Origin of the sequence: Plantactinospora sp. B24E8, assembly GCF_039871735.1 — a bacterium.
Taxonomy (GTDB): Bacteria; Actinomycetota; Actinomycetes; order Mycobacteriales; family Micromonosporaceae; genus Plantactinospora.
Map to the genome: position 1 here is coordinate 704,261 of NZ_JBDPMH010000001.1, position 25,925 is coordinate 730,185.

The 25,925-nt window shown below is 71.7% G+C and carries 22 protein-coding genes and 1 tRNA gene; 13 read left to right on the plus strand and 10 right to left on the minus strand.

The window, feature by feature from the left end:
• Positions 1 to 333: 333 nt before the first annotated feature.
• The 6 genes from tmk to ricT all read left to right on the plus strand — a co-directional run bounded on the left by tmk (position 334) and on the right by ricT (position 6,617).
• Positions 334 to 2,661, plus strand: coding sequence for a dTMP kinase (gene tmk / locus ABGB21_RS03275; RefSeq protein ID WP_347676383.1), 2,328 nt, complete (start codon positions 334 to 336; stop codon positions 2,659 to 2,661).
• On the plus strand, positions 2,661 to 3,920 hold the full coding sequence (locus tag ABGB21_RS03280) for a DNA polymerase III subunit delta' (RefSeq protein ID WP_347652831.1): 1,260 nt from the start codon (positions 2,661 to 2,663) through the stop codon (positions 3,918 to 3,920). Before tmk ends, ABGB21_RS03280 begins: the two co-directional genes overlap by 1 nt.
• A 333-nt stretch (positions 3,921 to 4,253) precedes the next feature.
• Positions 4,254 to 4,580 carry a YbaB/EbfC family DNA-binding protein gene (locus tag ABGB21_RS03285; protein WP_347652830.1) on the plus strand — a complete coding sequence of 109 codons (327 nt, stop codon included), beginning with the start codon at positions 4,254 to 4,256 and terminating at the stop codon, positions 4,578 to 4,580.
• Complete coding sequence (locus ABGB21_RS03290) at positions 4,581 to 5,018, plus strand: hypothetical protein (protein ID WP_347652829.1); 438 nt, start codon at positions 4,581 to 4,583, stop codon at positions 5,016 to 5,018.
• On the plus strand, positions 5,018 to 5,707 hold the full coding sequence (locus ABGB21_RS03295; RefSeq protein WP_347676273.1) for a hypothetical protein: 690 nt from the start codon (positions 5,018 to 5,020) through the stop codon (positions 5,705 to 5,707). Before ABGB21_RS03290 ends, ABGB21_RS03295 begins: the two co-directional genes overlap by 1 nt.
• Positions 5,708 to 5,783: 76 nt before the next feature.
• Positions 5,784 to 6,617 carry a regulatory iron-sulfur-containing complex subunit RicT gene (gene ricT / locus ABGB21_RS03300; protein ID WP_347676275.1) on the plus strand — a complete coding sequence of 278 codons (834 nt, stop codon included), beginning with the start codon at positions 5,784 to 5,786 and terminating at the stop codon, positions 6,615 to 6,617.
• A 394-nt stretch (positions 6,618 to 7,011) separates the two neighbouring features.
• Here the strand turns inward: ricT and ABGB21_RS03305 are convergent, their stop codons facing one another.
• Positions 7,012 to 7,299: a hypothetical protein gene (locus tag ABGB21_RS03305; RefSeq protein WP_347676277.1), complete on the minus strand. Its 288-nt coding sequence runs from the start codon at positions 7,297 to 7,299 to the stop codon at positions 7,012 to 7,014.
• 152 nt (positions 7,300 to 7,451) lie between these two features.
• On the opposite strand from ABGB21_RS03305, the gene ABGB21_RS03310 reads away from it, so the two are divergent.
• The 3 genes from ABGB21_RS03310 to ABGB21_RS03320 all read left to right on the plus strand — a co-directional run bounded on the left by ABGB21_RS03310 (position 7,452) and on the right by ABGB21_RS03320 (position 8,715).
• Positions 7,452 to 8,192, plus strand: coding sequence for a DUF5753 domain-containing protein (locus ABGB21_RS03310; RefSeq protein WP_347676279.1), 741 nt, complete (start codon positions 7,452 to 7,454; stop codon positions 8,190 to 8,192).
• Complete coding sequence (locus tag ABGB21_RS03315; RefSeq protein ID WP_347652823.1) at positions 8,189 to 8,377, plus strand: DUF397 domain-containing protein; 189 nt, start codon at positions 8,189 to 8,191, stop codon at positions 8,375 to 8,377. Before ABGB21_RS03310 ends, ABGB21_RS03315 begins: the two co-directional genes overlap by 4 nt.
• A gap of 146 nt (positions 8,378 to 8,523) precedes the next feature.
• The gene (locus ABGB21_RS03320) at positions 8,524 to 8,715 is read left to right on the plus strand and encodes a DUF397 domain-containing protein (protein ID WP_347652822.1); all 192 of its coding nucleotides are present in this window, start codon (positions 8,524 to 8,526) and stop codon (positions 8,713 to 8,715) included.
• Between the two features lie 78 nt (positions 8,716 to 8,793).
• Here ABGB21_RS03320 and ABGB21_RS03325 read toward each other — a convergent pair whose 3' ends face one another.
• Together ABGB21_RS03325 and ABGB21_RS03330 are read right to left on the minus strand one after the other, a co-directional pair.
• Entirely contained in the window at positions 8,794 to 9,642 is an 849-nt protein-coding gene (locus ABGB21_RS03325; RefSeq protein WP_347676281.1) for a hypothetical protein, read from the minus strand.
• A 52-nt stretch (positions 9,643 to 9,694) separates the two neighbouring features.
• Positions 9,695 to 11,428: a metallophosphoesterase gene (locus ABGB21_RS03330; RefSeq protein ID WP_347676283.1), complete on the minus strand. Its 1,734-nt coding sequence runs from the start codon at positions 11,426 to 11,428 to the stop codon at positions 9,695 to 9,697.
• 139 nt (positions 11,429 to 11,567) lie between these two features.
• Here ABGB21_RS03330 and ABGB21_RS03335 point away from each other — a divergent pair.
• The 4 genes from ABGB21_RS03335 to ABGB21_RS03350 all read left to right on the plus strand — a co-directional run bounded on the left by ABGB21_RS03335 (position 11,568) and on the right by ABGB21_RS03350 (position 16,004).
• Positions 11,568 to 11,641, plus strand: a tRNA-Thr gene (locus ABGB21_RS03335).
• 579 nt (positions 11,642 to 12,220) lie between these two features.
• On the plus strand, positions 12,221 to 12,685 hold the full coding sequence (locus tag ABGB21_RS03340) for a hypothetical protein (protein ID WP_347652819.1): 465 nt from the start codon (positions 12,221 to 12,223) through the stop codon (positions 12,683 to 12,685).
• A gap of 388 nt (positions 12,686 to 13,073) precedes the next feature.
• A complete protein-coding gene (locus ABGB21_RS03345; protein ID WP_347652818.1) occupies positions 13,074 to 13,199 on the plus strand; it encodes a hypothetical protein in 126 nt (41 codons plus the stop codon).
• Between the two features lie 582 nt (positions 13,200 to 13,781).
• A complete protein-coding gene (locus ABGB21_RS03350; protein WP_347676285.1) occupies positions 13,782 to 16,004 on the plus strand; it encodes a BTAD domain-containing putative transcriptional regulator in 2,223 nt (740 codons plus the stop codon).
• Here the strand turns inward: ABGB21_RS03350 and ABGB21_RS03355 are convergent.
• From ABGB21_RS03355 to ABGB21_RS03385, 7 genes are read right to left on the minus strand one after another with little or no spacing between them, the layout of a single operon-like run.
• Positions 15,926 to 16,963, minus strand: coding sequence for a glycosyltransferase (locus tag ABGB21_RS03355; protein WP_347652816.1), 1,038 nt, complete (start codon positions 16,961 to 16,963; stop codon positions 15,926 to 15,928). The two genes, ABGB21_RS03350 and ABGB21_RS03355, sit on opposite strands and share 79 nt — an antisense overlap.
• Positions 16,960 to 18,222 (minus strand): FAD-binding protein, encoded by a 1,263-nt coding sequence (locus ABGB21_RS03360; RefSeq protein WP_347652815.1) that lies wholly within the window; start codon positions 18,220 to 18,222, stop codon positions 16,960 to 16,962. The genes ABGB21_RS03355 and ABGB21_RS03360 overlap by 4 nt, the downstream gene beginning before the upstream one ends.
• Positions 18,219 to 19,058, minus strand: coding sequence for a hypothetical protein (locus tag ABGB21_RS03365; RefSeq protein ID WP_347652814.1), 840 nt, complete (start codon positions 19,056 to 19,058; stop codon positions 18,219 to 18,221). The genes ABGB21_RS03360 and ABGB21_RS03365 overlap by 4 nt, the downstream gene beginning before the upstream one ends.
• Positions 19,051 to 21,138, minus strand: a complete 2,088-nt coding sequence (locus ABGB21_RS03370; protein ID WP_347676287.1) for an ATP-binding cassette domain-containing protein — start codon at positions 21,136 to 21,138, stop codon at positions 19,051 to 19,053. The genes ABGB21_RS03365 and ABGB21_RS03370 overlap by 8 nt, the downstream gene beginning before the upstream one ends.
• The gene (locus ABGB21_RS03375; protein ID WP_347652812.1) at positions 21,135 to 22,202 is read right to left on the minus strand and encodes a hypothetical protein; all 1,068 of its coding nucleotides are present in this window, start codon (positions 22,200 to 22,202) and stop codon (positions 21,135 to 21,137) included. Before ABGB21_RS03375 ends, ABGB21_RS03370 begins: the two co-directional genes overlap by 4 nt.
• Entirely contained in the window at positions 22,195 to 24,924 is a 2,730-nt protein-coding gene (locus ABGB21_RS03380; RefSeq protein WP_347652811.1) for a thiopeptide-type bacteriocin biosynthesis protein, read from the minus strand. The genes ABGB21_RS03375 and ABGB21_RS03380 overlap by 8 nt, the downstream gene beginning before the upstream one ends.
• Positions 24,921 to 25,889, minus strand: a complete 969-nt coding sequence (locus tag ABGB21_RS03385; RefSeq protein ID WP_347676289.1) for a hypothetical protein — start codon at positions 25,887 to 25,889, stop codon at positions 24,921 to 24,923. Before ABGB21_RS03385 ends, ABGB21_RS03380 begins: the two co-directional genes overlap by 4 nt.
• Between the last annotated feature and the right edge of the window lie 36 nt (positions 25,890 to 25,925).

Sequence of the window (25,925 nt, forward strand, 5' to 3'; positions counted from 1 at the left end):
AACCATCTCGCATATTCCTGGACCGGTGCACCCCGAGGTCGGCCCGGGGCGACGGCTCCGGGGAATGTCGGGGTCAGCGCCGCTGCGTACCGGGATTAGAGTGTGCTGCGGGGGAGCCCAGCGATGGGCCGGCACGCGAGGGGGACGGCCATCGACGCGAATCACAGTGGCGCCGGGCAGGGGGCGGCCGAGTCGTCGGCCGGTACGCCTGCCCCGCCCACCACGGCCACCCCGTCAGGCGCGTCCGGCGGCGGCAGCGGTCCGGTCGACCGGACCGGCTACCAGGCGCTCCGCTCCGTCCTGCGGATCCGCCCGTTCCGCCGGCTCTGGCTGGTGCTCGGCGCGGCGTCCTTCGGCGATTGGCTCGGGTTGCTGGCCACCTCGCTCTTCGCCGCCTCCCAGGTCACCGGCGACACCGCCAAGGGCCTCGCGTTCGGCGGCGTGATCGCGGTCCGGTTGCTGCCGGCCCTGGTGCTCGGCCCGATCGCCGGCGTACTGGCCGACCGGTTCGACCGGCGCTACACGATGGTCATCTGCGACCTGCTGCGCTTCGTGCTCTTCGCCTCGATCCCGCTGGCCGCGCTGCTGAACGTCGGCGGCGGTGTGGTGGTCGGCTGGGCGGCGGTCGCCACCTTCCTGATCGAGGCGATCACCCTGATCTGGATCCCGGCCAAGGAGGCCGCGGTCCCGAACCTGATCCCGCGCAGCAAACTGGAGGCCGCGAACCAGTTGACGCTGATCACCACGTACGGGATCACCCCGATCCTCGCCGCGGTGATCGCCGCCGGGCTGGACCGGACCATCCGGGCCGCTGCCGGCGGTCCGCCGCCGGGCTGGGCCGAGCCGGCACAGCTCGCCCTCTACGTCAACTCGCTCACCCGGCTCGCCACCGCGCTGGTGGTGCTCTTCGGCATCCGCGAGATCAGCGGCCGGGGCGGGATCCGGGACCGGGCCGGGCAGGCCGAGGAACAGAGCGCGCTGCGGCAGTTCGTGGACGGCTGGAAGTTCATCGGAAAGACCCCGCTGGTCCGTGGCCTGGTGCTCGGCATCTTCGGCGCGTTCGCCGGCGGTGGCGTGGTGATCGGCACCGCGAACTTCTTCACCAAGTCGCTGGCCGCCGGTGAGGCGGCGTTCTCGCTGCTCTTCGGCTCGATCTTCCTCGGCCTGTCGCTCGGTATCGGGCTCGGTCCGATGGTCGTCCGGGAGATGTCCCGCCGCCGCTGGTTCGGGTTGAGTATCGTCCTGGCCAGCGGCTCGGTGCTGGTGCTGGCCGGCTCCATCCACCTGTCGATGGCGATCCTCGGCGCACTGCTGGTCGGCGCCGGCGCCGGAATGGCCTTCCTGGCCGGCACCACCCTGCTCGGCGGCGAGATCGCCGACGAGGTACGCGGCCGGGTCTTCGCGGTGGTGCAGACCGGCACCCGGCTGGTGCTGATCCTGGCCATCTCGGTCAGCAGCCTGCTGGTCGGTCTCGGCGGATCCTGGCAGCTGCGCATCGCCGACCTGGGCATCTCGGTCTCGTCGACCCGGGTGCTGCTGCTGGTCGCCGGACTCGCCGGCATCTTCACCGGGATCAAGGCGTTCCGCCAGATGGACGACAAGCCGGGCGTGCCGGTCCTGGCCGACCTCTGGGGCTCGATCCGGGGCCGGCCGCTCTTTCCGGCCGAGCCGTTCGCCGCCACCGGGATGTTCGTGGTCTTCGAGGGCGGCGAGGGGGCCGGCAAGTCGACCCAGGTCAGCCGGCTCGCCGAGGCGCTGCGGCAGCAGCACCGCGAGGTCGTGGTGACCCGGGAGCCCGGGGCGACCGCCGCCGGCGAGCGGATCCGCCGACTGGTGCTGGAACGGACCGAGGGCCAGGAGCCGCTGGCGCTTCGGGCGGAGGCGTTGCTCTACGCCGCCGACCGCGCACACCACGTGGCCACCGTGGTCCGGCCGGCGCTCGCCCGGGGCGCGGTCGTGATCAGCGACCGGTACGTCGACTCCTCCCTCGCCTACCAGGGGGCTGGTCGTACCCTGCCGGTCGAGGAGATCTCCTGGCTCTCCTCCTGGGCCACCGGTGGCCTCAAGCCCGACCTGGTTGTCCTGCTCGACGTCGAGCCCCGGACCGGCCTGGCCCGGGTGGCGTCCCGGGGCGGCGAGGCGGATCTGCTGGAGAGCGAGTCCCGCGAGTTCCACGACCGGGTCCGGTACGCCTTCCTCGACCTGGCCTCCGACGACCCGAAGCGCTACCTGGTGCTGGACGCCTCCCGACCGGCGGACGAACTCGCCACGCAGGTCGCCGACCGGGTGGTCGGCATGCTCGGCGATCCGGAGGGTACGGCGGCCGACACCCGGTCGACGGAGTCGGCGAACCGGCCGGAGTTATCCGACCCGAGCTCCTTCGACTCCGACCCGGACTCCTTCGACTCCGACCCGAGCTCCTTCGACTCCGACCCGGGTTCCTCTGACGCTGGCCGGGCGACGGACAGCCGCCCCGATGGGGTCGGTTCCGTCCCGGCGACGGGCGCGGACGCCGAGGTCGTCGCGGCCGACAGCCATCCCGGTGCGGCCCCGGTGGACGGGCACGGGCGCCAGGGCGGCGGGTCCGGGGACGCCGGGGCGCCGGCGGAGAGTCGTTCCGCCACCGTCACGGGTGAATTCGAGCTCGAACGGCGGTCCTGATGCCGGACGTCTTCGCCGAGCTGGTCGGCCAGCCGGAGGCGGTCGACACGCTGCGCCGGGCCGCCCTCGCCGCGGCGGAGACGGTCCGGATCGCCGCGGAGACGCTCCGGGACGGTGTGCAGTCGCCCGGAGGTGATCCGGCGCCGGGCGGCGACACATCGGCCACCGGGGCCGGGAGCGCGATGACCCATGCGTGGATCTTCACCGGCCCGCCCGGATCGGGGCGGTCGGTCGCGGCCCGGGCGTTCGCGGCGGCGTTGCAGTGCCTCCGGGGCACCGGCTGCGGCGAGTGCGCCGGCTGCCACACCACGCTCGCCGGCACCCATGCCGACGTACGGTTCGTGGTCCCCGAGGGGCTCTCGATCGGGGTCGCCGAGATGCGGGCCCTGGTGCTGCGGGCGGCGAGTACGCCGAGCGGCGGCCGCTGGCAGGTACTCGTGATCGAGGATGCCGACCGGCTCACCGAGGCGGCCGGTAACGCGCTGTTGAAGGCGATCGAGGAGCCGCCGCCGCGTACCGTCTTCCTGCTCTGCACCCCGTCCACCCACCCGGACGACATCTCGGTCACCATCCGCTCCCGGTGCCGACTCGTGGCGTTGGTGCAGCCGCCGGCGGAGGCGGTGGCTGCCGTACTCCGGGACCGGGACGGCATCGCGCCGGACGTGGCGGCCTGGGCCGCGGCGGCGGCGCAGGGGCATGTCGGCCGGGCCCGCCGGTTGGCCCGCGACCCGGACGCGCGCAAGCGGCGGGAGTCGGTGCTCGCCGTACCGCGTCGGCTGACCAGCGTCGGCGCCTGCTTCGACGCGGCCTCCACCCTGATCGAGGCGGCCGAGGCGGAAGCGGCGGCGGCGGTCGCGGAGGCCGACGCGGCCGAGCGGGCCGCGCTGGAGACCGCACTGGGCGCCGGCGGCACCGGGCGGGGGGCGGCCGGGGCGATCCGGGGAGCCGCCGGGCAGCTCAAGGACCTCGAACGACGGCAGAAGTCCCGGGCCACCCGGGCTCAGCGGGACGCCCTCGACCGGGCGCTGGTGGACCTGGCCGGGTTCTACCGCGACGTGTTGACCGTCGCGATGCGCGCCCCGGTCGCCCCGGTGCACACCGATGTGGCGACGACGGCCGAGTCCGCCGCCGGGAAGTGGACGCCCGAGAGCACGTTGCGCCGGCTGGAGGCGGTGCTCCGCTGCCGTACGGCGATCGAGACCAACGTCAAGCCCCGGATCGCGGTCGAGGCGATGATGCTCGCCCTGTGGCGCGGCTGACCCCGAGCCTCCCCTCGCCCGACCCTCACGCCGCGTGGGGATCCCGTTGATGATCTGAGCGTTACCGCCCCTACCGGGCCGGAATAAGGTCCAGGATGCTCAGATCATCAGCATCTGGGGGGTGGCACGTGGCTGGCGGACCGAAATGCCCGACCGTTGGCTCCGGGCGCTTCTGCGTAGGACGTTTTGGAAGCGGGTCTTCCGTTCGGGTGGACCGAGCGGTACGGTCCAGTGCCGTAACGTATCGAAGGTGACATATTCGAGCGTCAACCTCCGTCGGCGGCCGGAAGGCGATGGCCAACGGACATCCGGGCGACGGGAGAGGACCGGCCGATGGCGCGGGAGATCGACGAGGCCTGGGTCGAGGAGGCGATCGAGCGCTACCGCCGCATCGAGGCACTGCAGGCCGAGTTCGACCAGGCCGTGCGGCGGGCCGAGGTCAGCGTCCAGTCCCCGGACGGCCTGGTCGAGCTGATCGTCACCGCCGACGGGACGATCAGCGACGTACGTTTCCTGGGACCGTTGCACGCCCGCAGCGGTGTGGAGGTGGCCCGGTCCGTCCGGTCCGCGATCGCCGCCGCGCAGGACGCCGCCCGGTGGGCCCGGGAGAAACTGCATACCGAGACGTACGGCGAGTACCGCCGGCTCACGGAGGCCTGAGTGGACAGTCTCCGCGACCTGGCCGGCCGGATCGACGACGCGACCGAGACGCTGGCCGAACTCGCCCGCCGGCTGCCGTACGTCGGTGCGGCGGGGGACGCGCTGCACGCCGACGGCCCCGGACGGCCGGGCGAGATCGGCCGGGCGCTGCGGCGTCAGTGGGAGACGATCCTCGACGACCGGGTCCGGGAGCTGACCGGCGCCGCCGACCGGCTGACCGACACCGCCGCCGCGCTGCGCACCGCCGCCGAGTGGTACGCCGACAGTGACGACGCCGCCGAGCAGCGGTTCCTGGGCGGCGCGACCGGTCGGTACGCCGAGAGTGGCGGTCGGTACGCCGAGGGTGGCGGTCGGTACGCCGAGGGTGGCGGTCGGTACGCCGAGGGTGGCGGTCGGTACGCCGAGGGTGGCGGGCGTGGGACGGGAGGGGAGGGCTGATGGACGCGCTCGACCATCTCGCCGGCCCGGGCGCCGACCTGCTCCGCCGGGTCGACACGCTGCTCGGCGACGCCGGTGCTCCCGCCGGACACCCGGTCTGGCCGTTGCTCCGCCGGCTCCGGGTGTTGCCCGGGGACGCGCTGGACGCGGTGCTCGCCTGCCGTCCGGCCCCGCTGGTCGCCGCCGCTGCCGCGACCCGTACCGCGGGGCGGGCGTACGACGAGGTGCGGGTCGTGCTGACCGGGCCGGGGAACTGGCGGGGGTCGGCCGCCGAGGCGTACGCGGTGCGGCGGCGGGCACTGGTGACCTACCTTGGGGACGGGCCGGGGAGCCTGGCCGGGCGGATGACCACCACGGCCGGGTACGCCGACGCGGTCGCCGACTGGATCGGACGTACCCGGGGCGCGTTGGCCCGTACCCTCGCCGAGGTGCTCGGCTCGGCGGAGGCGGTGACGGTGGTGACGGCACCCGCCGACGGTCCGGTGACCGGTCCGGTGACCGGTTCGGTGGCCGCCGCCGAGATCGGCGCCCGGGTGCTGGCCACGGTCGCCGAGGCGTACGACGAGGTGGAAGCGTTGTCGGGACGGTGGGCGGCGGAGCTGGCCGGGGTGGGTCAGCCGCCGGCCGGGCCGCCCGTACCCGGTCCGGACGGGGACGGTCCGGTCGACGCCGGACCGGTCGTGGTCTGAGCTGGCGTCACCCGGCCGGGGCGGCTGGCGACGGTGACCGTTCGGTCCATGGTCGGATCCGTCGTAGGGTGTCGGTATGGGCATGCTGTGCGCGGTCAGTTTCAACCGTTACGGCCGCCTCTACTACCTCGACCCGGGTGAGCTGCGTCCGGAAGTCGGCGACCGGGTGCTGGTGCCGACCGACGAGGGTACCGAGGTGGCCGAGTGCGTCTGGGCGGCGCAGTGGGTCTCCGACGACACCAGCGGTTTTCCCCGGCTGGCCGGCATGGCGACCGAGGCGGACCTGCGTCGGGACGAGACGCAGCGGCGGCGTAAGGCCGAGGCGAAGGTGGCGGCGAAACGGCTGATCCGCGAGCACGGGCTGCCGATGAAGGTGGTCGCGGTCGACCACGTACTCGACGCGGGCTCGGTCGGCTCGAACAGCGCCCGGACCACGATCTACTTCACCGCACCGCACCGGGTCGACTTCCGGTCGCTGGTCCGCGACCTGGGCGCCACCCTGCACTGCCGGGTCGAGCTGCGTCAGCTCTCGGCCCGGGACTCGGCGCGGGTCCAGGGCGGCATCGGCTCCTGCGGGCGGGACCTCTGCTGCGCGACGTTCCTGACCGACTTCGAGCCGGTGACCATCCGGATGGCGAAGGACCAGGACCTGCCGCTCAACCCGCTGCGGATCTCCGGGGCGTGCGGGCGGCTGATGTGCTGCCTGAAGTACGAGCACCCGCTCTATGCCAACAGCGCCAGCTATCCGACGCCCGGCCAGCGGGTCGAGACACCGGAGGGGCCGGGGCGGGTCGTCTCCCGGCACCCGCCGAGTGAGACGGTCACCGTCCGGCAGTCGTCGGACGGCAGCACCAGCCGGTGCGCCCTGTCCGACGTCTGCGGTTCACGCCGGGCGTACGAGCAGCGTTGACCTGACCGGCTACGGGCCGCTGTTGCCGCCCCGCTGATCCGGTGACCGGGACGGTGGGAACGTGCGGACCGGGTCGGCGTACCCGCGGAGCAGCAGCGCGCGGCGGATCATCCGGTCGACCGGCACCCAGCCGATGAACCGGGCGTGCAGTTCGACCGGGTCCGGTCCCGGATTCGGATTCAGTTTGTGTAGATCCTCGGTAGCCTCGTGGAGGCAGAGGCCGAGGTAAACGAAAAGGGCCAGCGGGTCGAGTCGGTATTCGACGCGTAACGTCGCCTTGGCGCTGTGCAGGGCCAGTCGGTTTCGCAGATCCGGCAGGCCCAGGTGGGCCGCCGGGGAATGTGTTCACCGGGATTGTCGAGGGCCGCCGCGTTCCGTAGCACCGGGGTGCCCATCAGTTCGGGCGGTCACTGGTGCGGGACCGCTGTGCCGGGGTGAGTCGGCCGACCCGGCCGACCCGGTGCCCGTACCCGGTGGGGCCGGGCCACGACGGTCGCTGGTTGCGCCGGTCGGACCCGGCGGGGCCGTGCCACGCCGGGCTCTGGTTCAGGGTACGGGGTCGGGCGCCCGGGTCCGGGTCGAACGGCATCGGTACGACCGGTACCGCGTCCGGGCAGGCCCAGCGGAATCCGCACCAGCAGTAGCGCCAGAGTCGTCGCCAGTTTCTCCGGTGGGCTCGCATGTGTTGGCACCTCTTCGCCGATCCGATTCCATCAACGTCGTCGATTTCCACCCTGGACTGACAGCACTCAGTTACGGAAGATGTGTGATGAGTAGTGGTCGGCGAGTGTGGACCCGCTGGCCGCAGTACGACACACCTGGGGAGTAATCGGCATGAACGAGCTTCGGGAACTGCTTCGTCGGGAGCGGACCAGGCGCGGACTGACACGGGACCAGACCGGGGCGGCGGTCAACGTTTCCGCCTCCTCCGTCGGTGCGTTCGAGTCCGGGCGCATGGTGCCGATGCCGGACACCGCGCGGGCCTACGACACGCTTTTCGAGACCGGGGACGAGGTCCAGCGGCTCTCCGCGGAGGCGAGGTCGGAGGCACAGGCACCGTGGTTGCGTCCGTGGACCGACAACGAGCGGCGGGCCACCCTGCTGCGGTGGTTCGAGCACTCGCTGATCCCCGGTCTGCTGCAGACCGAGGCGTACGCCCGGGCGATCCTCGCGGTTGGGCCGCACCGGCCGGACCGGGTCGAGGAGTTGACGGCCGCCCGGCTGGAACGGCAGACCGCCGCGCTCGACCGGAACGACCCGCCAACGATGGTGGCGATCATCGGCGAGGCGGCGCTGCGCTACGGCAGCGGGCCGATGATGAAGGAGCAGCTGGAGCACCTGGTCGACATGGGCGACCGGCCGAACGTGCACATCCGGATTAGCGGGCGCGTTCATCATCGCCAACCTGCCCGGGGCCGGTGGGCCCCGGCTCAGCTACCTGGACGACCAGCTCCGGGGGCGGACCGTGGCCGACGTGGAGGACATAGCCGATCTCGACCGGACGTGGGAGAGTTTGAGTGCTCTCGCACTGCCGTGCGACCAGTCCCGCGACCTGATCCTGAGGATTCTCCATGAGCACAGCTGAACCGAGCTGGCGGAAGTCCAGCCGCAGCAGTTCGAACGGCGGCGCCTGCGTCGAGGTGGCCGACAACCTGCCCGACCGGGTGCTGGTCCGGGACAGCAAGGACCAGGCCGGTCCGGTGCTGACCTTCGGGCCGACGGCGTGGCGGAGCTTCGTCGGCCTGGCCAAGCGCGGCTGATCCGAGCGTTCGGGGAGTCCGTGACCACATTGTCGGGCCTCCCCGCCCTCAGGCAGCCCTTGGCCACATGTCAAGCGGCCGTCCTCCGCACACCTTGTCTGCGGCTGTAGCTGTCCGGTTACTGCGAACACGGAGGTGGCGAAAGCATGGCGCTGACCGAGAGACCCCATTGGCGTACCAGCACTCGCAGCGGTTCGAACGGCGGCGCCTGTGTCGAGGTGGCCGACAACCTGCCCGGCCGGGTGCTGGTCCGGGACAGCAAGGACCGGTCCGGCCCGGTGCTGGCCTTCGGGCCGACGGCATGGCGCGACTTCGTCGGCTTGGCCAAGCGCGGCTGAGCGGGCCGTCTCTGACGTCGTGAATCTTGGTATTCCAGCGCTGCTGTGGCGACGCGGGAATACCAAGATTCGCACTGATCACCTGGGCAGTCGGGGCTTCGCGGCCTTGAAGATGGCGATGGCGAAGTCCTTGTAGTCGATGTCCAGCGCCCTGGCCTCGACCCGGACCGTGAAGACGCCGTCCGGCAGCTTCACGTCAAGGATCCCGAAGTCGCTGTGCTCGAACCACCACGCGGTGACACCGAGGCCGGACACCGGCGGCGGGAACTGGAACTCCGGCTCGCCGCCCGGCTTCCAGGTCGTGACCACCCGGGTCGCGTCGTTGTCCACGGTGTACGTGCAGCGGTTCTCGTTTCCGGCCACCCTCTGCACCGGCTTGTACACGCGGGCCAGGTCGCTCACGATCTCGGTCAGCTCGTCACCCTTGACGAACCGGCAGCCCGCCGGCTTCGACGGGGCGGCGGAGGTGGCCGGCGCCGACGGCAGGGCCACCACAGAGGGTGTCGGGCTGGCGGTCGGCCTGCTGGCCAGGATCGCCGGCAGCTTCGACAACTCGAAGCTGGCCGAGCAGGAGTACGGAGCACGGTTGTCGGCGACCTGCACGCCGTCCACAGTGATTACGCAGGTCAGCCGGTACGACAGGTCCGAGCTGATCGCCTGCCCGCTGACGGACAGGAAGGTGAGCCCGGGCTTTGTGGTGACCTCGGTGGCCCAGACCGGCACGGATCCCGGCGACGTCGCCTCGACGTTGCCGCCGTCTGCGCCGGTGTACGTGATGGTCAGGTTCTCGTTGGCGGTGCCGGAGGCACTGATCGAGTACGAGACCTTGTGTGACGGTTCCTCCTGCGGTTCGGGTACGTCACCGGGCCCGCACCCGTTCACCAGCACCAGCAGTCCCACCAGTAGCACTGTCCCCGTTGCTTTCACGCGGGCACTCTAACGAAACACTCCGTGTCCCTCGATCGCACGCAGGATGGGGTCAGCGGAGGGTGAACGGGGGCTCGGCGAGGCGTACCCGGAGGGGTTGTTCGGGGTCGAGCCAGGCGGCGTCCGGGGCGGCGTCGGGATCCGGTCGCCACCGGCGGCAGATCCGGTCCACGGCAATCGGATAGCCGGTCAGGGTGCCGTCGGCGGCCAGGTGCAGCCGCAGGAAGATCTTCGCGTCCTCGATGCCCTGGGCGGCGTACAACTCGTTGAGGTTGACCCCGAACGCGCCGGCGACCAGCAGGTAGAGCGCGGTCAGCTGGCTGGCGACCAGGCCGGCGACCGGCCCGTAGACCACCACGGCGGCGACCGCCGGCAGCGGCCACGGCGCGTCCCAGAACGGCAGCTGCAGCCAGGCCCAGGCGCCGACCGCGGCGAGCCCGATGTGTGCGAAGCCGTGGCCGAGCCCGAGCAGCCAGTGCCGGACGTGCCGTTTGCCGCTGGCGCTCGGCGGTTTGGCGAAAAACGCGGCGCCGAGCAGCGTCACCGCCAACATGATCACCAGTGGGATGCTGAACAGCCGCTGGGCGTTCGCCTCCGCCCTCGGCAGCGCCACTCCGGCCATGGTGAGCATCAGGCTCGTCTGCAGGACGCCGAGCAGGGTGGCGAAACCCGGGTTGCGCAGCGGCAGCCGGGCGAAGATGCCCCAGGCGTAACGCCGGGACACCGCCGGTTCCGGATAACGGCCGACCAGGTCGTACGACTCGCTGTGGCTGGTCCGCCGCATCAGGGTGTCCCGGGGCGGCACCTCGATCCGCTCCGGCAGCTTGTGCGTGGGATAGAGGTAGGCGCCACCGCCGCCACAGGTGATCAACTGCCGGTCCGGGCCGGCGTAGCGGGCGTAGTGGTGCAGGTCGCCGGAGAGCAGCAGCCGGACCTGCGCGCCGCGCGGCGCGACCACGGTACGGATGAAGTACTCGATCGTGTCGTACGCCCCGGGCAGGTCCACGGCCTTGACCCAGGACGGCTCCGGTACCGAGATGATCACCTTCGACTCCGGGGTGAGCCGGGTGGCCGCCTCCTCGAAGTAGCGCAACTGCGGATCGTCGAGGTACGCCCCGGACTGGCCGTCGAGCCCGTAGAGCCACCAGCCGCCGGGCAGTTCGACCGCGAAGTAGGAGCGGGCCTGCGGGGTCCGCCAGCCGCCGATGTCACCGCCCCGGGAGGCGGCGAAGACCCGCAGGAAGGCGGTCAGGCCGTCGTACCAGTCGTGGTTGCCGGGTACGGCGTAGAGCGTCGGCCGGGGCCGGTCGGCCGGCGGCTGCGGCAACGCCGCCTCGTACGGTCCCTTCGACCGGTTCTCGTACGCCTCGCCGCTGGCGGTCGGATAGACCTGGTCGCCACCCATCAGCAGCATCTGCCCCCGGGGCAGCCGCTCCCCGTCGACCTCCAGTTCGGTTCGGGACAGCAGCCAGGCGACCGAGTAGGTGGCGTGGAAGCCGTCACCGAGGTCGGCGACGAAGTCGAGCCAGAGGTCCCCGTCCGGACCGACCTCCCGGTGAACCGGGCTCGGCAGCGAGTTCTGCAGCTCCCGTTTGTCCAGGTACGCCCCGAAAAGCAGGGCCAGCAGCGTACGCAGTCCGGTGCTGATCAGGAGCAGCGGCGCGAGCCAGGGCACCGGCCGCTGCGGGGTGAAGCCGAGTTCCTTCGGGTCGAGGCTGCGCGGCCGGGCCGGGCCGGCCGGCGGGGACTCCGGCAGCACGGTCGGCCGGGACGGGTGGTCGGTCATCGATGAAAGCCTAGTCGGATCGGACACCGAGGCACTGTCCGGACGCTGACGCTCTGCCATGATCCCCTCGTGTCCGGCCGGGCCGTCGGCGAAACCCCTGCGGCGGGTCGCCGGGCGGTGTCGTACACTTGCCGACGTTGCCGCCTTAGCTCAGTCGGCTAGAGCGACGCACTCGTAATGCGTAGGTCGACGGTTCGATTCCGTCAGGCGGCTCGGCACGGAAGCCCAGGTCACCGACCTGGGCTTCGCTGTTTCCCGAGGTCGACAGTCTCGCTGCCAGCACTGCCACTCCTTCTCCCCGCGGCGTTTCCGGATCGAGCGACGCGACGGGCTGATTCCGGGCGGGGTTACTTCGTGTCATGCGGCGCACGCAGAGCGCTGTTCGCGGCCGAGGACGAGCCATCAGCGCGCCCCTGCGGCGGTTGACAGCAACGGCAGCGAGCGGATGCGGACCGGCCAGGGCGGAGACGGACGCCATCTCGAGCCGACAGCCGCTCATGGGACGGCGGTGGGCGTCGTGCACGGAGCCTGTGGGCGAGGGTGAGCCCGCTGGCGGCCTGTCTGTGGCGGGTTGCCGACCGGGCCTCGTGTCTTTTCAGGTGGAACGCGATCGGGAATATCGCTCCGCTGGACCCGGGAAGTCGTCTTCGGCGAGGGCCGCCCCGGGTCGGGCATAGCACAACAACGATCGTCTGCCCACCAACTGCGGAACGCGTTTGACAGGCTTGCTTTTCCGGTCCCGGGTTCCCGACAGTAGGCCACATGTCATGGTGGCGACGTTACCGATACTCCGTGCCCGGCGTTCCCCCGAGCGGTTCGGGGGGAGGCTGGGACGGCTACCGCCCATCGACCCTCACCGGCCGGCCCGTCGTGGCCGCCGCGCTGGCCCGGGCGCCGCAGCGGTTCGCCGACCTCGTCTTTGAGCCCGGGAGCCCGGAGCCGGCGCTGACGCAGGAGCAGTTGCTGGACAACATGGGGATCTCGACCGGCGACGGGTTGACCTGGGAGGTGGGAATCGACGACGAAATCAAGCCGGTCATCGACACCGGACCGGACGTGGTCGACGAGGATCTGATGGTCACCGCACTCGAAGCCCGACCCGGCGTCGTCTGGGCGCAGCATCCGGATCGGGAGTTCTACGAGATCCGGCTGGCCGAACCGATCCGGGCGGACGAGGCGCTGGCCCTGTTCATCGACGCGATCGCGCACGCCCACCGCGAGCTCGCCCAACGACTGCGGATCGACCTCGGGGAGTGACGGCACCGTCCAGGGCGCCGGCAGCGAGTCCGGGTCCTTCTTGTACGGGCCACTTGATATCACCAACGCTGCCTCCGAAGGCACCAAACTGCGTCATCAAGACCCATCCCCGCAGGGCCCCGGCAAAGTCGTGGGGCTGTCCGGCTTGATGTGGTTGGTGTAGACGCGCCCTTGCTGGTGGTAGCAGGGCGGGCATGACCGGTTCAGATAATCATCGAGCGAGACCGTCTACGCCATCACCGACCTCCGCGTCCACCAAGCCAAACCCGCCCAGCTCTCTGGCTGGATCCGCGGCCACTGGTCCATCGAGAACAAGGTTCACTGGGTCCGCGACGTCACCTACGACGAAGACCGCAGTCAAATCCGTACCGGCACCGGACCACAAGTCGTGGCCGCCCTACGCAACGCCGCCATCGGCGCCCTACGCCTCGCCGGGATCACCAACATCGCCGCCGCCAACCGACATCACGCCCGCGACAGCACCCGCCCGCTGGCACTACTCGGCATCACCTGACGACTTTGCCGGGGCCCTGGCACAACAACGCCGGGCTGTGCGCCATCTGTTACCTTGAAAGGCTCGTTTGCTGCCTTGGCGCCGTGATCCTCGACCTGACAACTCGCCGGAGGCTTTCGGGCCTCGGCCATAACCGCGGCGACGGTTACCTGTCAGCCCTGATCAACGCCTGTTTCGAGTGAGTGTGCCGATGTCCGCCGTACACCGCCGCGACAGTACGGGCGGTTATCGCATGTACTCGGCGTGTGCACTGAATGTGCGCAGGCTCCGTACCATCGATTAAACGACGCCGGGTGGTGGAGAATCCCCCGAGACTGGCCTTCGGATACGGTTCCGGATCAATGCGACACCGAGTTGGTGTGATGGGCGACGTGTATCGATGATGATAAGTGCTGCTGCCGTGTATCGCGGGCTGCGCGCCGTGTTGCTTGTACTTTGCATACGGCAATCATATTGGCAATCAGGACACTTTCTGCTCTCCGGACCCCGTTGGGACGGGTACGACGTGATTGTGGGAATCCAGCGCAAGGACTGCAGTTCCTGGGTGATCCGGAGATCCGACAAATTCGCCCGGGTAACGACATGACTCTGCGGTTCACCGTGCTTGGTACGGTCGCCGCGACCACGGACGGTGAGCCGGTCGGTGTGGCCCGGCCCCGCCGCCGGGCGGTGCTCGCCTACCTCCTGCTGAACGCCAACCGTGTGGTGTCGGTCGACCAGCTGACCACGGCGATCTGGGAAGGCACGCCGCCGGCAACGGCGCGGGCGCAGGTTCAGTCCGAGATCTCGGCACTGCGCTGGACGTTCCAGCGAACCGGCGACGCCACCCTCCCGCTGCTCACCAAGCCCGGCGGCTACGTGTTGGACCTCGCCTCGAACGAACTCGATCTGGCGACGTACACCGGACTTGCCGGCTTGGCGCGAGCCGAGCGCGACCGCGGCCGACTTCCGGGTGCCCGCAAACTCATGCGCGACGCGCTGGCGCTCTGGGGCGGCCCGGCACTGGCCGGTGCCGTCGCCGGGTTCGTCGCCCCGGCCCGGCAACGGCTGGAGGAGACCCGGCTCGCCGACCTGGAATGCCTGATCGATATCGAGCTTCAGCTCGGCCTGCATCACGGCCTCATCTCGACGTTGACCCAGTACGTAGCCGAATATCCGTTTCGGGAACGACTACGCGGCCAGCTCGTGGTGGCGCTCTATCGGAGTAACCGGCAACCGGAGGCGCTCGAGGTGGCCCGGCGCGGCCGCCAGTTGCTGGTGGACGAGCACGGGCTCGACCCGGGCCCGTTCCTGCGCGAGCTGGAGTACGCCGTACTCCGGCAGGATCCGAGCCTCGACCTCGTCGCCGCACCCGATCCCGACCAACCCACCGTCGGCGAGCCGCCGGCCTCCCGCGTCGCCGCCCAGCCACGGCCAGCCCAACTACCGCCCGCGCCGCCACTTCTCGCGGGGCGCCAGACCGAGCTGGCGAATCTGGTCAGGCGGCTGGGCAGCGACCCGGACCGATCCGGGGACGCCGGGCCGCAGGTCGTGCTACTGCACGGCATGCCCGGGGTCGGCAAGTCCGCCCTGGCGCTCCAGGTCGCCCATGCCGTCGCCGTCGCCTATCCCGACGGCCAGCTCTACGCCGACCTCGCCGGCAGTGGACAGCCGCGAGACCCGGACCAGGTTCTCGACGGATTCCTCCGCGCCTTGGGCGTCGCCGACGCGGTAATCCCGGTCGAGCAGGCCGAACGGGCCGCGCTCCTGCGCAGCCTCCTCGCGGAGCGGCGCTGCCTGCTGCTGCTCGACGATGCCGGCGAGGCCGACCAGGTCCTGCCGCTACTGCCGGCCGGGGCGGGCTGCGCAGTGCTGGTCACCACCCGCTGGCAACTCGACCTCCCGGGGGCCCACCGACACCTGGTGGCGCCGGTGTCGCAGGCGCAGGGACTCGAGATCCTCGCCGGCCATCTCGGCCCCGATCGGCTCGCGGTGGAACCAGCCGCCGTCCGGGCGCTCTGCATCCTCTGCGAGGGCCTGCCGCTGGCCCTGTGGTTCGCCGCCCGTCGGATGTACCGGGGCCGGTGGGCCGCCGACCTGGTGGCACTGCTGCGCGACCCGCAGCACCGGCTCGACGAACTGGGCGGCGACGACGGCTCGATGCGCGACGTCCTCGAACCGTCGTTCCGCAGGCTCGGAGCGGCGGCGAGCCTCGCACTGCGCCGGGTCGCGGTACTCCCGACCGTCACCATCCCGGACTGGGCGCCCGCGGTCTGCACCGGCCTGGCACCCCGCGAGGCGATGCAGGCCCTGGACGAGCTGGTCGGTGCCCACCTGCTGACGCCGGTGCCGCGCCAGAGCTTCGGCCCGCACCGCTACGTGCTCTCCGAGCTGGTCCGGGCCTATGCGCTCACCACCGCCGCGGACGAGCCGTCGTACGGTGTCGGATCCGCCGACCAGGCACTGGCGCGCGCGGTCGACGGCTGGAGCGTCCTGGCGCGGGAGGCCGCGTACCGGCTGGCGCCATCCCGTGCGCGGCGGATGGTCACCCGGCAGGTGTCGCCGGGAGGCTGTTCCCGGCCGCTGTTCACCCCGGCGGAGCTGGACCGGCTGCTCGCCGTGCCGGGTGACTGGTTCCACGAGGAGCAGGCGAACCTGGCGACGGTGGTGGCGGTAGCGAACGAGCGGGGCTGGACCAGGCCGGCGGCGCTGATCGTCGGTGCCATGCGCCGGGCTGCCCGACGCACTCACCCCGGCGACGAGCCGAGCACCGCCCGGTACGCCCGGACACTGTCCGAGGTGGCCCGGGACAGCAGCTCCGGTTGACGCCGGTGGGTGCCGCGCAGCGCGGTGACCACGGCCGTCAGCCACGTCCTGACCTCGGCCGTGGTCATTCGGACCTGGTAACCGGCGCCGTACTCCGGCGGTTCGAGGCACACCCCTCCGGTACGGACCGCCTGCGGTAGCCCGCCGACCCGGGTGGCCACCACCGGCACGCCGTGGATCACGGCTTCGCGGGCGACCATCCCGAAACTCTCCTGCCACAGGCTCGGTACGAGCAGCAGATCGGTCTCGGCGTAGAGCGCGCAGATGTCGGAGCGGTATCGCACGATCTCCACCCCGGGCAGGCTCGCCGGGTCGATGCCGAGCCGGGCGAGGTGGGTCGCGGTCCACCGCCCCTCGACGAACCGGAACCGGAACGGCAGCTTCGCCCCGTTCGCGGCCGCCACGAGGTGCATCACGATGCCAAGGCCCTTGGCCGGCTCCGGGTTGATGAACGTCAGTCGGTACGGCCCGGTACGCGCCGGGTCGCGGGGCCGCTCCGCGGGGCAGTCGCAGCCACGCAGGCACGGTTCGACAGCCCGAGCCGGGCGGCCGGTCTGCGACACGAACAGCCGCCGGGCGAACTCGGACGGGACCACCACCTCGTCGACCAGCCGCAGTGTCTGCGGCACGGGCCGCAGGTCGGCGGCCGGATGCTCCAGCACGGTCGGCACGCCAGCTGTCGCCAGCCGCCGCGCCAGCTCGGTCTCCTCGCCCAGATGCCCCCACAGCAGGGCGGCATCGGGCCGGTCCCGGGCCAGCAGGCTGCCCAGTCGCTCGGCGAGCGACCGCAGCCCGACCTCGTGGCCGGTGTCGGCGCTACCCGGCTCCATCGGACCATCGAGTACGGTCACCCGCTCGCCGGCGGCCCGCAGCGCCTCGGTGAGCTGGCGCAGGTGGACCGCCTCCCCGGAGCGGCCGGCGTGGATCCGGTGGACGCTGGTGACCAGGACATGGCTCATCGGTTGCCCCGTACCGCGCCGGACCGGTAGGCCGGGACGGCGAACTCGTCGCGGAGCCGGGTAACGGCGGCCACCCGACGCCGCAGCAGCGCGACGCTGTCCGGGTCGTCCTTGCGGTAGACGAGCGGTGCGAGCCAGACCAGCGCCCGGGCGTCGAGTGGGCGCAGGGTCCACGGGACGTCCGCCAGCACCGGGTCCGCCCGGACGGCGCGGGCGAAGGCAGCGACAACCGACGGGGCGAACGGTAGCGCCGCGGTGTGCCACTCCAGCCCTTGTGACAGTTGGCCGACCGCCTCCGGAAGGTCCCGGTTGCCGCCGATGATGCCCAGGTCGTCGTAGTTGCCGCCGAGTCGGGCGGCCAGCCGCTGCCCGTGCTGGCGGGCCAGCCGCTGCACGTCGGCGGTCTTGGCCCGCAGCATCGCGGGTGAACCGGCGGTGACATACAGGTCGAGGACGAGTCCGTCGTGGCTGCCGGTGACGCCCTGAGCGCGGCGGCGGGCCGGCGAGGCGAGGACGGTGGACGTCACCAGTTCCTCCAGGAGCATGTCCCGCCAACAACGCAGCAGCTCCTCGGTCAGCTCGGCGCCGGCGAGCAGCACCGGGGCGGCCGTCAGCACGGTCGCCACCGGCAGCACGTGCGTCAGCTCCACCACCACCGGTCCGTACCCGGCGGCCTGGAACAGTGACCCCTGTAGGTGCGGACCCGGTGGGTAGGGCAGCGCCCGCCGAACCCGGTCGTCGACCGCGTCCTCCCAGCCCAGACGCGTGAGTTCGCCGTCGCGGCTCAGCACGAGGAAGTCCCGACAGTGGCGTTCCCGCTCACCCAGGCCGGCGAGCAGGCCACGCTCCAGGGCGTTACCCAGCACCGAGGTGTGCGGGCCGGAGCCCGGCTCGGGCAGCTGGAAACGGGCCTCGGACCGCCGTAACGCCTCGTTGAGCTGCGCGAAGGTCACCCCGGGTTGCACCGTGGCGAGGCCGAGCTCGACGTCGAGGTCCAACCGGTCCAGTCGAGCCAGGCGGACGATCAGCCCGGGGGCGGAGACGCGGGTGTCGTCGTACCCCCAGTTGCGGCCTCGGGCGTCCACCCGCCAGGGCACGCCGCTGCGGTGCAGCATCCTGACCAGCGCGGTGAGCTGCGCCAACGACTCCGGCTCCAGCACCCAGTCCGGAACGTGTCCACCGGGTACGGTCGATCCGGCGGCGCGGGCCACCGCGGCACCGGTGTTCGCCAGCCGATCGAGCAGCTCGGTCGAGATCATATCCGCTCCAGGAGTGTGCGCACCCGGTCCGGGGCGACCCCGTACTCGTCCCGGAGTGTGTGCGTGACTGCCACGTACGCGGCGAGCAGGTGCTCCGCCGGCGCTCCTCGTTTGAGGTTCCACAGATGGCCGAAGTGTGGTGGATCGGTGAGCCAGCGCAGCGTCCGAGCGCACCACAGCGCGTCGAACAGGTTCACCACCGGCTGCCCCGCGACCGTGGTCAGATGAGTGGCGAGCACCTGCTCGGCAACTGTCATGTGCAGGTGGACGTCCCGGCCAGGGGTGGTCGGATTGTCGGCCAGGAAGCTGAGCCCGGCGTGGCTGATCCGGCGGGCCAGGTCCGGGCTGGCCGCCCGGAACAGCGACGTGTTACCGATCGTCGGCGGCGTGTCCGGCAGCTCCACCCCGGCGGGATTGTGCAGCTCGCGCAACCGGGAGTAGAAGCCGCCGCCACCGCGCTCCAGATGCGCGAAGATCGACCCGGCGGCGGGCAGACGTAGCCGGCTACGCAGGTAGGCGTCGGTGTCCACCAGGACCGCGTCCGGGTACCGGTCCAGCGCGAGCAGCTTCGGCAACGCGAAGCAGGCGACCCGGTCGTAGTGCTGGTCGAGATCCCGGTCGTCCAGCGTCTCGGCATGGTCGTAGCAGTCGAGCCAACCGAGCCGGTCGAGCCACTCCAGCGTGGGCGGGTCGGCGTAGAGCGTGATCGGGCCGGCGTACCGCCGCCACGAGAGGACACTCAGCAGCCAGGTCACCCGGGACAACTGCTGGTACGCCCGAGGCGGCCGGCTGGGCAGCTGCCAGTAGGCGTGCACACCACGTACTCCCTCAGCCACCGACGACCGCCGCGCCCGCCGCCGACTCGAGCCGGGACACGCCGGTGTCGTCCCGCACGATCCGCACCTGCCGACTGTCGAGGTGCTCACCGACCGGGCGATGACTGATCACGATCAGCGTCTCCACCCGCCGCTTCGCCACGACGAGCAGTCGTAGCTCCAGGTCCCGGTCCAGCGAGTTGGTCGCCTCGTCGAGGATCAGCAGCGACGGTCGGCGCAGCAGCGCCCGGGCCAACGCGAACCGCTGCACCTCTCCAGCGCTGAAGGTCGAGGCGTTGATCCGCAGCTTGGTCCGCAACCCGAGCCGCAACGGACGCATCACCTCGGTCAGTTCCAGTTGGGCGAGCAGGTCGTGGATCTCCTGGTCGGTCACGTCGGCCGCCCCGCTGGACAGGCTGTCCCGGATCGTCGTGTGCAGGAAGTCGGACCGGGGCGGGACGTAACACACCAGCGGGCGGAGCCGATCCGGGTCCCAGTCCACGGTCGGCACCCCATAGACGGTCACCTGCCCGGCCGGCGCCGGGTCCAGGCCGCTGACGATCTGGGCCATGGTGGACTTGCCGACCCCGCTCACCCCGCTGACGGTCACCGTCTCACCCCGCTCCACCCGCAGGTCCAGCCGCAGGTCGAAGTGCTCCCTCGGGCGGTGCACCCGGACTCCCTCCAGCACCACCGCCGGCGCTCCGGGCACCGGCTCGGTACGGGCGCCCCGCTCCATCACCGGCAACGCGAAGAGACTCGTCACATAACGCAGTTGCCGCTCCAGCGAGGCGGCGTTGGTGAGGCTCTGCGCGATCGCGGTGATCGAGAACAGCACGGTGCCCCCCAGGGTGAGGAACCCGAACAGCTCTCCGGTGCTGACCAGCCCTGCCGACAGCAGCACCGAGCCGACCACGAGGATCACGTACAGGCCGGCGAACCGCAGGGCGCTGCTCGGCCCGTACACCCAGGCCAACCGGTACTCGAGCCCGCGGACCGACCGATGCAGCAGGTCCAGCCGCCGGGAGTGCTCGGCCTCCAGGTGAGAGACCGCCCCGAGCCCCCGATAGGTGGTCAACCCCTCGGAGATGCCGATCAGGAGATCCTGGAGCTCGCCGTCGAGCCGCAGTTGCTCCTCGAAACGGCGGTTGATCGGCATCCGCCCGAGGATCGTGAGGATGATGTGGAGTACGGCGATACCGGTCACCACGCCGGTCAGCGGCAGCGACATCGTCGCCATGAACGTCAGCAGAATCACCACGGCGACCGCGTCGGTGAACAGCGACAACGCCAGGCCGGTGCCGGCCTCCCGGACGGCCCGGGCGCTCTGCACCCGGTTCAGCACATCGCCCGAGGTCATCTCGGTCCGCGCCGACGTACGGGTCAACCGGTCGACCAGCTCGCGCAGCATGGCCCGGTCGAACGACAGCCCGAGAGAGGTCAGCTGTCGATGTCGAACCCAGAACAGCACGCTGACCGCGACGCTGAACGCCACCAACGCGGTGACCAGGGTGGGGGTCGCGACCGTGCCGCCGACAGTGACCTCGTTCAGGTACGGCAGCAGGATCATGTTGAGCAGGGTCAGGCCGGTGTAGAGCAGCAGGCTCATCGCGAGAATCGGCACAACCTGCCGGAATCTGATTTTCCCGGAGCGCAGCATCGGCCACAGCCATTCGGCCCGAGCCGCCGCCCGCGGACGCCGAGGCGCGCCGACAGCCGGCTCCGGCGTGGCCGGCGACAGTACCCAGCCGCTGGCCTTCTCCTGGTAGTCGGGTTCGGTCAGCCACCCGTACCCGACCGAGGGGTCGAAAATCCGTACCCGCCGCCCGCGCCGTCGCTCGACGGTGATGAAGTGGTCGGCGCGCAGGTGAACGATCGTGCCCGGGGTGAGTTCGGCGAACGGGAAGTCCCGCCGGCCCCGGTAACGCACGCCCACCACCGCGGCGCAGGTGTCCCGCAGGTCCTGTAGCGACAATGCGCCCCGGGTCGCCAGCGCATCCCGTAACGCCGACTCGGAGAACTGATGTCCCTGCAAACGCAGGCTGGCGATCAGTGCCCACACGCCGCAGTCGTTGTCCTCGGTCTGCAATGTCACCGTCATTGGCTGCTCCCCATCGTTGCGGCAACGGACCCGTCACCGAGGCTCACGCAGACTCCCCACCACGGCCGTGACGTGGTCTCGGTTTCCGCCAGCGCCAGCGCCACCCCGAGCGTCCCCTCGATCAGCGACAACTTGAGCGGCGTGTCAAGGACGGCGGTGACCGTTCGGTCGTCGGTCTGGTCCAGGTGACGGGCGAGCCGGGTCGCCAGCCGGGACCGCCGGCCCGGGCCGACCAGGTCCCACCAGCCCGGCGCGAGCCTGGTGGCCAGGCTCAGCCCGGCCAGGCCGTGGCAGACCGTGACGTCGGCGTCGGGGTCGGCCAGCAGTTCGTCGAGCCGTTGGACGGCCGGGCCGGTGATCGCGGCACTGACGATCCCCGCCAGCACCCCCGGGTCCACCTCCGGCCCCAGCGCGGTCAGCATCCCGGGCTGGCCATAGCACATGGTGACGCCGCCGACACCCAGCCAGCCGCGGTCGAGGACGTCGGGGGTCAACCGCTCCAGATGCCGGACCAGCGCGTCGACCGCCGTGGTCATCGGTCGGTCCTGGCCGTAGCGGCGGCCCAGCATCCGCAGCAGCAGGATTCCGCCGCTGCGGCCGTGGTAGAGACCGTACGACTCCTGCTCCATCACGGACATCGCGATCTGGGCCAGGGACCGTGCCATCCTGGCCCGGGTTGCCTCGTCGGCGAGGTCCCACCGGGTCATCGCGACCCCTCCGGCACCGTTGATCAGGTCGAGGTCACCGTTCTCGAGGTAGTGCCGGTAGAAGGCGTCGACCACGTCCACCGCCTCCGCCCGGGTCCGGGCCAACCTCTCGGCATGGCCGGGGCCAGGCGAAAGGCACTCACCCACCAGCCGATGACGCAGCCAGCCGACCCGGAAGTCGGGCACCTGCCCGCCCCGTACGGCCAGCTCGGTCAGGGACGCCGCCAGGGTTCGCTGACCCAGCCGGGACGCGAGCAGGGCGAGAGCGGCCATCGCCTCCGGACTCGCGTGCCCGCGCTGCCGTAGTTCGGCGACAAGCCGACGTAGCAGCCGCCGGGCCGCGTCGGACTCAGCCATCGACCGCTCTGCCGTGGGCTGCCCGCGCCTGCCGGCCCTTCAACAACCGCGCTGCCGCCAGCACGAGTTCCGGCTCGCGGCTCACCGCGCGGGCCAGCGGCAGTCCACGGTTGACGCTCATGTGGATGAGGGCGCTCAACGCCGTGGCGTAGGCGTCCCGGTCCAGGCGGTCCAGGTAGTCCAGGGCAGGCTCCGGCTCGGCGAGTGCGGCGTCGAGGGCCTGCTCCAGGTCCGGCCGAGCAGCCCGGAAGGTCGCCATCCACTCCCGCTGGGACCGCGAGCTGGGCAGCCGGGGGTCCAGGCCGCGCAGGTCGCAGAGCATCGCCAGGGCCCGCTCCTCGCCCGCGAGCTGCTGGCACCAGGCGGCGATCCGGGAAACCGCCAGGTTGTACCGGCCCGCCTGGTCCGGGCCGGCCGCGAGCCGCTGCGCCCACCAGGCCGAGTCGGCGCAGAACAGCCGCACGGCGTCGGGCCGGGTCGCTCTGCCGCCGTACCGGTAGTCCTCCGGTGTCCAGGTCCGGAGGTCGACCTCGCAGGGCTGCTGCGGCACCATCGCGGCCAGGTGGGTGCGCAGATCGGCCAGGTGCGACTCGGCATCGACGTCGCGATGCACCCGGACCCGCAGGTGCGGCCGCTCGTCGTGGTAGCGGATGTAGAACAGGTGGGCCCGGCGCATCAACGTCACGATCTCGGGGCGGGCCAGCCAGAGCTCCACCACCCGCTCCGGTGCGTAGACGTACCAGCTCGTCCACTCCGGGTCGGCGACCGGCTGCCGGTCCACCAGCCGGGTTCGCGCCATCGGTCGGACCGGTTCCGGATCAGGGCCCCGCCAGGGCACCCACACGTCGTGGAGGTGCCCGCCCAGCTCCGAGTCGACAAGCGTCGCCACCGGCAGGGCCTCGTGCAGCATCAGCCGGCTCTCGCGACGGAGGCGTCGGACGAACCACCACCGCTGGGTGGCGTCGGTGAGATCCAGCCGCATGGTCACATCCGGTCCCTCGCTCGCGTCCAGTTGCGGCCCGAGCCCCACCTCCGTGAGCACGTCGCACAACCGCACCGGGTCCTCGGCCAGCGCCAGAAGGTCGGCGCGGTGCTGGGCGTCCAGGACCACGCTGCGCCGGGCCACCAGGCAACGGCCGGCGGTGATCCGCGGAGCCATCCCACCCGGCGGCGCCCACAGGCTCGGGTCGGCGGTCAGCGCCGGGCCGTTGGCCTCGTCCAGCAGCAACCCGAGGAGCTGCACCAGCCATGGATTGGCCCGGTTGGCCAACGTGAGCGGGCTGTCCCACCGCAGTTGCACGTAGCGCCCGTCGGACCGGTGGACCAACTGGAGCCGCCCGGCCAGCACGGTCACGGCCAGATCCGCCAGTCGCAGGTCACCGGCACGGGGCGGCAGGTTGAGGTTGAGCCGGGGCAACCCGCTCTCCGGCCGCCGGACCAACGGCGCCCGCCGGTCCGGCGAGACCCATCCGATCTCCACCGGAAGCCAGCCGGCGTCCACCGCACCGAGGTCGAGCTTCGGGATCCCCAGCTGGTCAGCGAGCCGCGCGCCGGGCCCAGCCCAGAAACCCGGCAGGACCAGTTTGATCCAGGCATCCGTTCCGGCCACCGGTTCGGCCAGCAGCGCGCCGTTGACCATGCCGAACTGCGGCTGGGCGAACCCCACGCCATCCCCGGCGCGCGACGGCTCCCGGGCCCGCCACTGGTCCAGCGTGACCGCTTCCTGCCACCACCGCACCGCGCCGCTGTCGCGACGGGCCCGCGGCACGAACAGTCGCCGCGCCGGGTCCGGGCGGTCGCTCTCGGCCTCGGCCTCCTGCCGCCGCCAGCTGCCCAGCGGATGGTCCACCGGAGCGGTCAGCAGCCACACCAGAGGCACCGCCCCGCCGCTGTAGCCGCCGGCCACATGGTCCCGCACCCGGTCGAGCCGCTGGGGTCGCCACTGCACCCGCAGGAGCTGCGCGGCCCCGTCGAGCAGCGCGGTCGTGCCCGCCCTGGGTAGTCGGGCCCGGACCTCGCTGAACGCGTCCACGAACTGGTCGTCGCGGAACGGCCGCTCGGTGGCCAGCGCCGCCTTGACCGCCTCGGTGGGCGTGGCCGGCTCGGCCAGGTCGACCAGCATCGGTGGCGTGTGCTCCGGCAGCAGCAACCGTCGGCCCACACACAGGTCGAACTGGGCCTCGCCGCCGAGCAGAGCCGCCCATTCCTCCGCTGACCGGGGTGCGGCGGCGAGCTGTGCGGCGAGTCCCTCCGCGAGCTGGCGTACACCCGGGGCGTCCGATATCGAGGTGACCCCGCCCCTGCCCGGGTGCAGGTACGACCACCGGCCGTGCTCGGCGGCGAGGGAGGGATTGACGAACCACCCGCCGGTCTGCCGCGGCAGGTCGAGGCGGCGCAGCCGCACGTCGGTCCCGAGTTCGAGCCGGGTGGCCGGTGCGCCACCACCCTTGTCGTCGACCTCGGCGAGCAGGCTGAAGCTGAACACACCGAACGGGGTCGGGCGGTAGGTGGCCCGGCTGCCGTAGATCGCCAGCCGAGTCGCCGGATCCTGCCAGTCCCGGTCCTCCTCCGCCGCCCGCTGGAACACGGTCGCGTAGTCGACGGCCAACTCCAGCAGCTGCCGCGCCAAACCCTCGGGCGCGGCGGTGGCTGGCACCGCCGGCAGCACCGGGATCCGGAGCAGGCACCAACCCGGCGTCGACAGTGGCGGCGGTGAGGTCATCGGGGCGTTCCTTCCAGGGCCGGTGAGCCCGGCTTCGCGTTGACCAACCTGGACGGCCGCATCGCCGCGTGTGGCCGCATGGTCGTGATGTCGATGCACGCCTGCTCCAGCTGCCGCCGGACCTCCGGATCCGTCGAGTCGCAGCCCTCCGCCAGCGCGAGCGCGGCATCCAGACCGATGTGGTAAGCGGCGCTCAGCATCAGCAGGAACTCCTGCCGCAACGCCGGCGAGAACAGTCCGAGCCGCCCTGCTCGGGCCAACGTGTCGAAGCTGTGCAGCATCCCGGTCAGGCCGCGCCGGGCGAGGGTGTTCCGGGCGGCCGCGTCGGCGTAGGTGGCCTGCCACGCTCCGGGCGTCGGGCCTGGGCCGAGCAGCGCCAGCAGCCGTTCGGCGAGCCCGATCGCCACCCCGGGCATGTTCGCCAGGAACAGGTCCGGATCAGCGTAGATCCCGATCGGTCGATCGGCCGGGACGTCGGTCATGTCGACCACGTCCGCCGGCGACACGCGGACGCCGCTGGCCCGCAGGGTGTGGCTGGCGGTCGCGAGCAACCCCGGCCCCTCCCACGGGTGCACCACCTCCAGCCGGCCCCGCTCCACGAGGACGGTCGTGCGGCGTCCCGCCACGGGCTCGCACCCCATCGCCATGACGGCAGCCCGATGAGACCCGGAGCCGAATCGCCAGGACCCGTCAAGCACCAGCCCGCCATCCGCGCCGGTACGGAGCCGGCCGACCGGGGCGACCACGCCGTACAGCTCGTTGTCGCCGACGTACCACCTCGACAGCAGTTCCGTCGACGCGTAGGTGGACAGATAGTGCGCGGTGCCGTTGGCAATCATGCACAGCCATGCGTGGCTGGCATCCTTGTGGGCGGCGGTCCGAACGAGGTCCAGGCCCGCTACCAGGCTCTGGACCTCCTCCGGACCGTCTCGCAGCCACAGCAACGGAGGGCTGAGCTGTTTCACCGGTCGTAAACCAACCTCACCGAACGTCGTGTACCA

Excerpts from the sequence above, each read along its gene's own strand:
- ABGB21_RS03280 (WP_347652831.1), top strand. The coding sequence starts at position 2,661 with ATGCCGGACGTCTTCGCCGAGCTGGTCGGCCAGCCGGAGGCGGTCGAC.
- ABGB21_RS03285 (WP_347652830.1), top strand. The coding sequence starts at position 4,254 with ATGGCGCGGGAGATCGACGAGGCCTGGGTCGAGGAGGCGATCGAGCGC.
- ABGB21_RS03295 (WP_347676273.1), top strand. The coding sequence starts at position 5,018 with ATGGACGCGCTCGACCATCTCGCCGGCCCGGGCGCCGACCTGCTCCGC.
- ricT (WP_347676275.1), top strand. The coding sequence starts at position 5,784 with ATGGGCATGCTGTGCGCGGTCAGTTTCAACCGTTACGGCCGCCTCTAC.
- ABGB21_RS03305 (WP_347676277.1), bottom strand. The coding sequence starts at position 7,299 with ATGCGAGCCCACCGGAGAAACTGGCGACGACTCTGGCGCTACTGCTGG.
- ABGB21_RS03310 (WP_347676279.1), top strand. The coding sequence starts at position 7,452 with ATGAACGAGCTTCGGGAACTGCTTCGTCGGGAGCGGACCAGGCGCGGA.
- ABGB21_RS03315 (WP_347652823.1), top strand. The coding sequence starts at position 8,189 with ATGAGCACAGCTGAACCGAGCTGGCGGAAGTCCAGCCGCAGCAGTTCG.
- ABGB21_RS03320 (WP_347652822.1), top strand. The coding sequence starts at position 8,524 with ATGGCGCTGACCGAGAGACCCCATTGGCGTACCAGCACTCGCAGCGGT.
- ABGB21_RS03330 (WP_347676283.1), bottom strand. The coding sequence starts at position 11,428 with ATGACCGACCACCCGTCCCGGCCGACCGTGCTGCCGGAGTCCCCGCCG.
- ABGB21_RS03350 (WP_347676285.1), top strand. The coding sequence starts at position 13,782 with ATGACTCTGCGGTTCACCGTGCTTGGTACGGTCGCCGCGACCACGGAC.
- ABGB21_RS03355 (WP_347652816.1), bottom strand. The coding sequence starts at position 16,963 with ATGAGCCATGTCCTGGTCACCAGCGTCCACCGGATCCACGCCGGCCGC.
- ABGB21_RS03360 (WP_347652815.1), bottom strand. The coding sequence starts at position 18,222 with ATGATCTCGACCGAGCTGCTCGATCGGCTGGCGAACACCGGTGCCGCG.
- ABGB21_RS03370 (WP_347676287.1), bottom strand. The coding sequence starts at position 21,138 with ATGACGGTGACATTGCAGACCGAGGACAACGACTGCGGCGTGTGGGCA.
- ABGB21_RS03375 (WP_347652812.1), bottom strand. The coding sequence starts at position 22,202 with ATGGCTGAGTCCGACGCGGCCCGGCGGCTGCTACGTCGGCTTGTCGCC.
- ABGB21_RS03380 (WP_347652811.1), bottom strand. The coding sequence starts at position 24,924 with ATGACCTCACCGCCGCCACTGTCGACGCCGGGTTGGTGCCTGCTCCGG.